At 65.5% G+C, this 9178-nt stretch carries 10 protein-coding genes; 1 reads left to right on the plus strand and 9 read right to left on the minus strand.

Annotation, left to right across the window (positions count from 1 at the left end; all coding sequences use genetic code 11):
- Position 1: 1 nt before the first annotated feature.
- The 5 genes from K410_RS0132495 to K410_RS0132515 all read right to left on the minus strand — a co-directional run bounded on the left by K410_RS0132495 (position 2) and on the right by K410_RS0132515 (position 4708).
- Positions 2 to 1129, minus strand: coding sequence for an acyltransferase family protein (locus K410_RS0132495; protein ID WP_245269573.1), 1128 nt, complete (start codon positions 1127 to 1129; stop codon positions 2 to 4).
- The gene (locus K410_RS0132500) at positions 1114 to 1758 is read right to left on the minus strand and encodes an SGNH/GDSL hydrolase family protein (protein ID WP_245269602.1); all 645 of its coding nucleotides are present in this window, start codon (positions 1756 to 1758) and stop codon (positions 1114 to 1116) included. Before K410_RS0132500 ends, K410_RS0132495 begins: the two co-directional genes overlap by 16 nt.
- Positions 1759 to 2962: 1204 nt before the next feature.
- Positions 2963 to 3436 (minus strand): cyclic nucleotide-binding domain-containing protein, encoded by a 474-nt coding sequence (locus K410_RS0132505; RefSeq protein ID WP_028138749.1) that lies wholly within the window; start codon positions 3434 to 3436, stop codon positions 2963 to 2965.
- A 105-nt stretch (positions 3437 to 3541) separates the two neighbouring features.
- Positions 3542 to 4192 (minus strand): ferric reductase-like transmembrane domain-containing protein, encoded by a 651-nt coding sequence (locus K410_RS0132510; protein WP_028138750.1) that lies wholly within the window; start codon positions 4190 to 4192, stop codon positions 3542 to 3544.
- Between the two features lie 12 nt (positions 4193 to 4204).
- On the minus strand, positions 4205 to 4708 hold the full coding sequence (locus K410_RS0132515) for a peptidase associated/transthyretin-like domain-containing protein (RefSeq protein WP_028138751.1): 504 nt from the start codon (positions 4706 to 4708) through the stop codon (positions 4205 to 4207).
- A 264-nt stretch (positions 4709 to 4972) separates the two neighbouring features.
- On the opposite strand from K410_RS0132515, the gene K410_RS0132520 reads away from it, so the two are divergent.
- Positions 4973 to 5980: an LLM class flavin-dependent oxidoreductase gene (locus K410_RS0132520; protein ID WP_028138752.1), complete on the plus strand. Its 1008-nt coding sequence runs from the start codon at positions 4973 to 4975 to the stop codon at positions 5978 to 5980.
- Positions 5981 to 6150: 170 nt separating this feature from the next.
- On the opposite strand, the gene K410_RS0132525 is transcribed toward K410_RS0132520, so the two are convergent.
- The 4 genes from K410_RS0132525 to K410_RS0132540 are packed head-to-tail and all read right to left on the minus strand — an operon-like array spanning position 6151 to position 9125.
- On the minus strand, positions 6151 to 7026 hold the full coding sequence (locus K410_RS0132525) for an amidohydrolase family protein (protein WP_028138753.1): 876 nt from the start codon (positions 7024 to 7026) through the stop codon (positions 6151 to 6153).
- An 11-nt stretch (positions 7027 to 7037) separates the two neighbouring features.
- Positions 7038 to 7433 (minus strand): RidA family protein, encoded by a 396-nt coding sequence (locus K410_RS0132530; RefSeq protein ID WP_028138754.1) that lies wholly within the window; start codon positions 7431 to 7433, stop codon positions 7038 to 7040.
- Between the two features lie 24 nt (positions 7434 to 7457).
- Positions 7458 to 8261 (minus strand): 2-oxo-hept-4-ene-1,7-dioate hydratase, encoded by an 804-nt coding sequence (gene hpaH / locus K410_RS0132535; protein WP_028138755.1) that lies wholly within the window; start codon positions 8259 to 8261, stop codon positions 7458 to 7460.
- Positions 8262 to 8264: 3 nt separating this feature from the next.
- Positions 8265 to 9125 carry a fumarylacetoacetate hydrolase family protein gene (locus K410_RS0132540; RefSeq protein ID WP_028138756.1) on the minus strand — a complete coding sequence of 287 codons (861 nt, stop codon included), beginning with the start codon at positions 9123 to 9125 and terminating at the stop codon, positions 8265 to 8267.
- Positions 9126 to 9178 lie beyond the last annotated feature (53 nt).

Genomic DNA, 9178 nt, shown 5'->3' on the forward strand with positions numbered 1-9178 from the left:
CTCACGCCATGGCGGGGCGGCGGACAGCCTCACCGCGCACCGGCAGCAACGAGGCACGGATCAGCCGCTGCGCCGGTTCTTCGAAATAGCGATAGGTGACATGCGACGCCAGCAGCGTGATGCCGATGAAGGTTGCGAAGAACGCGTCGTCGTAGAGCGGGATCGGGACCTGCATCAGGGAAAAGCCCAGCACCATCGCCAGCTGGATCGGGAAATGCAGCAGATAGCTTGAATAGGTCACGTTGCCGGCCGCCTCGACGATTCGTTGCAGCCGGGCCGGCAGAACGATATCGCGCGAAAGACTATAGAGCAGCAGCGGCGTAAAGATCAGAAGCAGCAACAGGCCGATCGATCGCAGCTGGCCGCCCGTCAGCCAATATCCGCAGACCACGGCCACGACAGCGAGCCAGGCGGCGCCTTCGACCGCCCGCGCATGAGCGGGCGAGGACTGCAGGGATTGGCGCGCCATCGCCGCGAGCCCGCCGACGTAGAAGTAGGTAAAGCAATCCGCGACCTCTCCGGGAATCGTCAGACAGACGGCGATCAGCGCCACATTGAGCCACCAGGAGCGGGTCGCCAGCAACAGCATGAAGAAGACAAAGTAGACCAGCACCTCCACCGACACCGACCAGATCGGGCCGTTGAAGCTCAGCGCATGCTGCGACGTCGCGGTGCCGGCCATCACGAGCTGCAGCACGAAATGCGTGAGATCGTTGTTCTGATACACGAACGACGATCCGTGAAGCCCGGCGTAAAGGGGCTGCAGCAGGGCCACGAGCAGGAGCGTGGCGAGGTGCAACGGGTAGAGCCGCGAGAAACGCAGGACGAAGAATTTCCAGCCGTCGAGCACCCGGTCGGCGATCACGTCGCGATACTTCCAGAAAAAGATGAAGCCGCTGATGCACCAGAAGACGCGGACCGCATAGGGCCCGCTCCCATAGAGCGGCGCGAGCAGCCAATGGAGCGGCAGTTGATCCTGGAGAAGCCCCACCTCCCTGTCGCCAACGAAGGCGAATTGGCGATAGTGAAACACCAGAATCGCGAACGCCGTCAGGAACCGCAACAGCTCCAATCCGAGCAGCTTGTTCGCTCGCGCAGGAGCAATCATCGGCGTCAGCTCGCCTTGCATGCGACGGATGCTCCCTGCAGGACGGCCTGATTCCACAGCTGATACCCGGCAGCGTTCAGATGCACCCCGTCGATCGTGTGCGGCACCGGCATGGGGGGCAGCGCGGCAAAGGTCGCGCCGCCGCGGCTGGCGAGCTCAGGCAAGGCGGAATTGTAGCTTTCGATCAGGCGCATCGCTTTCGCCTGCGTTTCGGCGGCCAGACTCGGTGACACCTCGAGTGGGGGCACCGCCAGCACGACGATGCGGGCTCTCGTCTCCGAAAGCTTCGCCAACAGCGCACTGTAGTTCGCCTTGAACTCCGGCAAATCACGCGCAGCTCCGAGCCCGTCGTTGATGCCCAGGGCCACCACGATCGCAGCGGCAGACCTGCCGTCGAGCACATCCATCAACCAATTGCCGAGGTCGCTGGTGGTGGAGGCGCCGCCCAGGCCGGCATTGACGATGGCATGACCGCAGTGCTCGCGCGGCAGCGTTGCGGCTTCGACCAGGCTGTCACCGAGAACGATGATGGGATCGTCGACCCGGGCCAGCGTATAATGAAGGATGATCTGGCGGTTGCGTCGATGCGATTCGAAGAACGCCTGCTTCTTGGCGACGGAGGTTCCCGCCGCAACAGCACCGATCAGCACGACGGCCAAGCCGATAAGTATCCTGTTCATGTACCGGCTCGAAACGTGCCCAAGTGTTACGTACCCAAGTGTTGAACTTCGAAGTGCCGGGTTGCATCGATCGAGGCATCGCCTGCTCTTCGACGTCAACGGCGCCACGCAGGAGTGCCACACAAGATCACATCGCCGGCCCAATAAAATGCGATCAAATTGATGCAAATTGGAATGAATGCGTGCATCTGTCCGGCAGCATCATTCGCCTCGCGCCGACCGCGCACGGATCGGCGTTCTCGCGGCCTGAAACGCCCGAGTTTTGCTCTTCGCTTTCGCCCTCTCTTGTAGAGAGGGCGCAGGGAAGGCCGGGTGCCGACAGGCACCCGCGGTCCGCTGCGCGAAATGCACACGCAGAGAGAACCGCACAGCAGCATACAGGTGGTGCCGATCACTCGGCCTTCCCTGCGCGATGGTCGGACGGCTTATGCCGTGCTCTCCCGGGAGCCGAACTTTCCTTCTGGCCTCCCTCGCCCCGCGAATTGATGCAGTCTGCCCGGTTGGGCTCGCTCGCATCTCCGCTGGACTTGACCGTAGCAACGACGGCCAGGACCACACGGTTTTGCCGTACGCACGGCCCGCCATGTCGCCGCAGTATCCCGTGCCCCGTCGACGAAGCCGGAAACTTACAGACGAGACGAAGCCTAGCAGCGCCGTTCGTCCGCACGCGGCCACGGGCTCACAGGGACTACCCGCCCTGCCCGCACCTCTCATGCCGACGCTGCCGCGTCCACCGCAAGCCCGGCTCGCGATCAAGACGACCTCGAGATCGCCCCTCCTGGTTGAGCCGGGATGGACGACACATACGTCATTTCCGAATTTCGGTAAAGTGGAATATTTTTGCGCAAGGGGATTGACGGGGGCTTGGGTGTTTTGCCCGACGGGTCGCTGCCGCTACGGCGCAGGACGATCGCGTATAAATGAAACGGGGACTGTTTGCGAGCTTGCTCCGCCTCTCCCGCTTGCGGGAGAGGCCGACGCGCTCGCAGAGCGCGGCGGGTGAGGGCTCTCGCCGCGCAGGGACGCCCTCCGTCGCTCTCAACAATCCCTGCGCAGAGATACCCTCTCCCCAACCCTCCCCCGCAAGCGGGGGAAGGAGCCCGCTGCTGATGCCGCACTAAGCGAAACCAGCCAAAACCCTGCCGGGCTCTAACCACCTACACCCGACCCTCCGTCAACCGTCGCTCACCAGCCGCGCGGCGAACCGCTCGTCCGACCGGCGCAGCCGCCGGCACAGCTCGCGGTTGATGTTCTGCAGGACGATCACATAGGCGTGGATGTCGGCCTTGTAGCAGGCATAGAGATCCTGGGCGGTCAGCTCGTACAGCACCGTCGGCGCCTCCGCGACCACCGTTGCCGAGCGGTTCTGCATTTCGATCAGCGTCATCTCGCCGAAGAAGTCGCCGCGCTCGAGAACGGAGATCGGGATGACGCGGCCCGAGCTCGCCCGCTTGCTCACCGCGAGCCGTCCGGATTTCACGATGAACATCGAGCGGCCCGGCTCGCCTTCCGCAACGATTGTCGCACCGGGCTCGAAGCGGCGCTCGGCCAGCATCGACACCAGGAGGTCGAGGCCTGGGTCCGACAGGCCGCCGAAAAACGGCGTCGCGAGCAGGAACGCTTTCAGATCTGGGGCCGTGGCGTTCATGGCGCGAGGTTACGCCCCGTCGTCAGCCGCGACAAGCAGAGCGACGTAGCCGGATGGAGCGCAGCGTCATCCGGGGTCGTCGGCTGCGGGTACAGCGGTCCCGGATTACGCTTGCGCTCCATCCGGGCTACGGCTCTCCCCGTGCAGCGACCGTCGCTTTCGCCACACCTTCAGGTCCATCATGACCTTCACGGTCGCCGCAACGACCAGCACGCAGAGCGCCGCCTTCGAGAACGTCTCCATCGTTCCCTCGATCAGGAGGCAATGGATCACGCTGCCCACGACGATGACGATCGCCAGCGGCATGTGAATGAAGCGCCAGGTGCGCGGCCGCAGCTCGAGCCGCCGGCGCAGGAGGGCGAGGAGCGCGACAATGAAGATCGCCCACATCGCGGTCACGCCGAACGGCGAGAACGGCGTCGGCGACGAATAGGTCAGCGCGTCGATCATGTCAGGCGGGCTGGTGATCCAGAGGCCGGCGACGTGGATCATGACGGCCAGCACCAGCGTGCCGCCGATCCAATGATGGGCACGACGGCCACGATAGGCCGACAGCGGCGCCAGATATCCGCCGATCAGTAGCGGCTGAACCAGCACGAGACCGAGGGCGACGATCCCGGCGAAGCCGGCGAGGATGTAGACCGGATCACGCCAGGCGAGCTGCTCGCTGGTCGCAGCCAGCGCGGTCGGCACGCCGATGGCCAAGGCCAGGGCGACCCAGACCAGGATCGCCCGTGCCGATTTCCATCCCGCCATCCGCGCGCCCGATCAGGCCGGCTGCAGCACGAAATGCGCCTCGAGGCTGGTGTCCTTGGCGCTCCGCATCACCGGCCGCAGGAACACGGTTCTGAACTCGCCGCTGTCATAGGCGAGGTGGCCGTGCGGCTGGCCGAAGATCGGAATGATCTGCGGCATTTCGAGCCGGAACTTGCCGTCCTTGTCGGTGAGCGTTGCGCCGTGGCTGTGCGGCTCGTGCTCCCGGCCTTCGATCGTGTGCGCCCAGATCTGGATGCGCTGGCCGGCCAGCGGCGCGCCGTCGCCGGCGCGGCGCACGGTGCCGCTCATCCAGAAGCCGCCCTTGCCGATGCGATCGACGATCGCCGCGCCCTTGCGGTAATTGTTCGCCCCGCCCGACATCGATTCAGTGGGTGCGAGGCCGTTCGCACGGGCGGGCACCAGCAATCCTGAAACGCCGGTCGCGAAAACCCCGCTCGCCAGGACGGAGCCGCCGGCGACGAGGAGGTTGCGGCGGTTGAATGCGACCATGGTCATGTCAATTCCTCCGGGACACGCGACTACCGTGCGATCGCTGTGCCAAAGATATAATAGCAGGTCTGGAAACGCCCAGTTGCGACGACCGGCGCAATAACAGTGTCGTGAACGGGTACGGATCGCTGGAACGGCTTCGCCAGATGGGTCGAGCGGAGCCGCGCCCGTCCGGCTGGTTCGACGAGACGATCGGTTTCGCAAGTGCCCTACCGATCCTGCGCCCCGACACTACATGTTATGGCGCAGCCCTCCACCCGGTACCCCCACATGATCCCCTTCTCCGTGCTCGACCTCGCGCCGATTTGCCAGGGCGGCGATGCCGCGCAGGCGTTCCGCAATTCGCTTGACCTCGCCCGGCATGCGGAAGGCTGGGGCTACAAGCGGTTCTGGCTCGCCGAGCATCACAACATGACGGGGATCGCGAGCGCTGCGACATCCGTGGTGATCGCTCACATCGCCGGCGGCACCAGGACGATCCGCGTCGGCTCCGGCGGCATCATGCTGCCGAACCATTCGCCGCTGGTGATCGCCGAGCAGTTCGGCACGCTGGAATCTCTCTATCCCGGGCGGATCGATCTCGGGCTCGGGCGGGCGCCCGGCACCGACCAGTTCACCGCGCGGGCGCTGCGACGGGACCTTGCGACCACGTCCGAGAATTTTCCGCAGGACGTTCTGGAGCTGCAGGCGCTGCTCGGCGACGTGCAGCCGAACCAGGCGATCCGCGCCGTGCCTGGCATGGGCACCAGGGTGCCGCTGTGGATTTTGGGATCGAGCACCTTCGGCGCGCAGCTGGCGGCGATGCTGGGGCTGCCGTTCGCCTTCGCCTCGCATTTCGCGCCGCAGATGATGATGCCGGCGCTGCGCGAATATCGCGCGCGGTTCGAGCCGTCAGCACAGCTCGCCAAGCCCTATGCGATGATTGGCGTCAACGTATTCGCAGCCGACACGGACGAAGCGGCGCAGCGCATGTTCTCCTCGTTGCAGCAGGCGTTCATCAACCTGCGCCGCGGCAGGCCGGGCCCGCTGCCGCCGCCGGTCGACGACATGGACGCGCTGTGGTCGCCGGCGGAGAAGGCCATGGTCGGCCAGTCGCTGTCCTGCACCGCGGTCGGCTCGCCCGATGTGGTCGAAGCCAAGCTGAAGGCACTGATCGCCGAGACCGGCGCGGACGAACTGATGACGACGGGGCAGATCTACGACCATGCCGCGCGGCTGCGCTCGTTCGAGATCGCCGCGGCGGTGCGGGAGAGATTGGCGAAGCAGCCGGTGGGGTGAGGCAGAGCAGAGCCCGACTGTCGCAGCTCGCTCCCCCGCGTGCGGGGGGAGGGCTGGGGAGAGGGTGTCCCCACAATGGGACAATCTCCTAGAGAATAGAGCCCTCACCCCCGCTCTCTCCCGCAAGCGGGAGAGGGAGCGCAGTGCGTTCGTGGCGAGCCTTGAGCCTTCTAATCCGGAAAGCCGAACAGCTTGGCCGGATTGTGCACCAGGATCTTCTCCAGCTCGGCCTGATCAGGCGCGTAGCGGTACATCAGCTCGAGCAAATCGGCATCGTTCGGCGGCTGCTTGACCGAGACCGGATGCGGCCAGTCGCTGGCCCAGACGCAGCGGTCGGGAGCGGCCTCGATATAGGCGCGTGCGATCGGGATCACGTCGTCGTAAGGCGCGCCGGTCTTCGAGGTCTTCTCGCCGAGCGACAGCATCACCCAGAAATTGCCCTTCTTGAGCAGCTCCAGCATCTTGCGCAGGTTCGGATCGTCCTTGCCGGCCTCGGGGTCAGGCCGCGCCATGTGGTCGATCAGCACGGGCACATCGAGATTCTCGTACTTGGCGACGCTCGACATGATGCCGTCCTTCTCGGGCTGGATCTTGACGTACCAGCCGAGTTCGCGGATGCGGGCGATGGCACGGGCGAAGTCGGCGTCCGACAGCACGGCGCCGAGCTCCTGGCGGAAGCTGAAGCGCGCGCCGCGCACGCCGGCATCATGCAGCTTGGCGAGATAGGCATCGTTTGCCTCGGCGAACACCAGCGCGTTGGCGCAGCCGCGATAGTTCGGGCCCATCGCTTCGAGCCCGTCGAGCACGACGGCGTGATCGGCGCCATAGGTCGTGGTCTGCACGATGATGCCGCGCTCGATACCGAGCGTCTTGTGCATGCGTAACGCCGCTTCCCAGGTCGCACTCGGCATCCGATAGGCCGCGCCTGGGCGCTCCGGATATTTGTCGATCGGACCCAGTACGTGGAACTGGCTGTCGACGGTCTTCGGCGGCGGGGCCTTGACCGGGCGGCGGGGATTGGGATCGAACGGCAGATAGGTCGGCATCAGGCGCTCCTTCAGTCGATCACGGCGGTGAAGTCGCACTGCACCAGCGCGCCGCCATCCATGTTGTCCATCGGCAGCGCGTGGCGCGCCGGGCGCGAATGCTCGTCCGGAAACATCTTGAGCCATTCGGCGTTGATGGGCCCGCGGTTGCCGCGGTCTTTCAGCCACACTGTCATCTTGATGATGTCGTCCGTGCTGCCGCCGGCGGCCTCCACCGTCGCCTTCATGTGCGCGAACATGTGGGCGCATTGCGCCTCAAGGCTCTCGGGCATCGCATTCGTCGCGGGGTCGCGGCCGAGGATGACGCCCGACATTACGAGATTGCCGATGCGGCAGGCGTTCGGAATCGGATTGACGTGCTTGAAGCCGCCGATGTGGATGCTCTTGCGCCGCTTCTGACTTGTCATGGTGCGCTCCCTTTTATTGTCGGTTCAGACGAACTGGCAGGACACCGAGCCGAACGGGCCGTAGTCGGCGTGGAAGGTGTCGCCGCGGCGGATGTCGACCGGACGCGTGAACGATCCCGCCAACACCACTTCGCCGGCCTCGAGATGCTCGTCATGCGGTGCGAGGCGGTTGGCGAGCCAGGCGATGCCGTTGGCGGGATGATTGAGCACGCCGGCGGCAAGGCCGGTCTCCTCGACCTCGCCGTTGCGGAACAAGAGCGCGCCGATCCAGCGCAGATCCGCATCCATGGGGCGGATCGGCCGGCCGCCCAGCACCAGCGCGGCATTGGCCGCGTTGTCGGAGATGGTGTCCACGACCTTGCGGGTCTTGCCGGTCTCCGGATCGATGCGGTGCATGCGCGTCTCCAGGATCTCCAGCGCGGGCGTCACGTAGTCGGTGGCGTTGAGCACGTCGAAGATGGTGCAGTCGGGCCCGCGCAGCGGCGCCTTCAGCACGAAGGCGAGCTCGACCTCGATGCGCGGCGCGTGAAAGCGGTCGAACGGGATCGGCGTGGCGTCGGCATAGAACATGTCGGCGAACAGCACGCCGTAATCGGGCTCGGAGATGCCGACCGCGTTCTGCATCGCCTTCGAGGTCAGGCCGATCTTGTGACCCTTGATGATGCGGCCGCGGCCGAGCTGGAGCCTGGTCCAGGCGCGCTGAACCGCGTAGGCATCCTCGATGCTGAAATCCGGATACTCCTTCGAGAACATCGGGATCAGCGATTTCGTGCGCTCGGCCTCGTCGAGGCGCGCGGCAAGGCGTTCGATCGTCGCAGTGTCCAGCATGATCTAGCTCTCCGCGACGACCTTGTTGCGCAGCACGCCGATGCGGCGCGACTCGACCTCGACGACGTCGCCGACCTTCAGCCAGCGCGGCGGATCGAAGCGCGCGCCTGCCCCGGTCGGCGTACCCGTGACGATCATGTCGCCGGGCTTGAGCGTCGCAAAGGTGGAGAGATAGGAGATCAGGAAGTCGAACGGGAACATCAGCCGCTCGGTCGTGTCCTGCTGCCGCACCTCGCCGTTGACGCGCGTGACGATGTCGTGCGGTCCGCGCGGGTCGAGCTCGTCCGCCGTGACGATCCACGGGCCGATGCTGCCGGAACGATCGAAATTCTTGCCCTGCGTGACGTTGAACTTGCCGTGGCGCAGCCAGTCGCGGATCGTGCCCTCGTTGCACAGCGTCATGCCGAAGATGTGCGACCACGCCTGGTCGCGCGGAATGTGACGACCGCCCTGCCCGATCACGATGACGAGCTCGCCCTCGTAGTCGAGCTGCTCGGAGACCTTCGGCTTCTCCAGCGGCTGGCCGGAGCCGGTCATCGACGACATGCTGCGCACGAACAGGCTGGGATATTTGGGTAGGTCCGAACTGTCCTTGTATTCGGCATTGCGCTCGGCGTAGTTGACGCCGATGCACCAGAGCTTTTCCGGCGCCAGCACCGGCGGCAGCAGGACGAGCCCCTCCAGCGCGTAATCAGGCTTTTGTCCGGCGACGGCTTCCTGCGCCTCGGCAAGCGCGTTGGCCGCGATCAGCGCCTTGACGTCGGAATAGTCCCGGCCGATCCGCCTGGTGAGATCGACGACGCCGCCGTCGACGGCCGCGCCGTAACGCGGCTCTCCGTCCACGAGATAGCTCAGGAGTCGCATGGTCATTTCTCCGATGATGTCGAGGCGGCCGGGCCGGCGACCGGCCCGCGCGC

Origin of the sequence: Bradyrhizobium sp. 22 (assembly GCF_000482425.1) — a bacterium.
GTDB classification, from domain to species: domain Bacteria; phylum Pseudomonadota; class Alphaproteobacteria; order Rhizobiales; family Xanthobacteraceae; genus Bradyrhizobium; species Bradyrhizobium japonicum_B.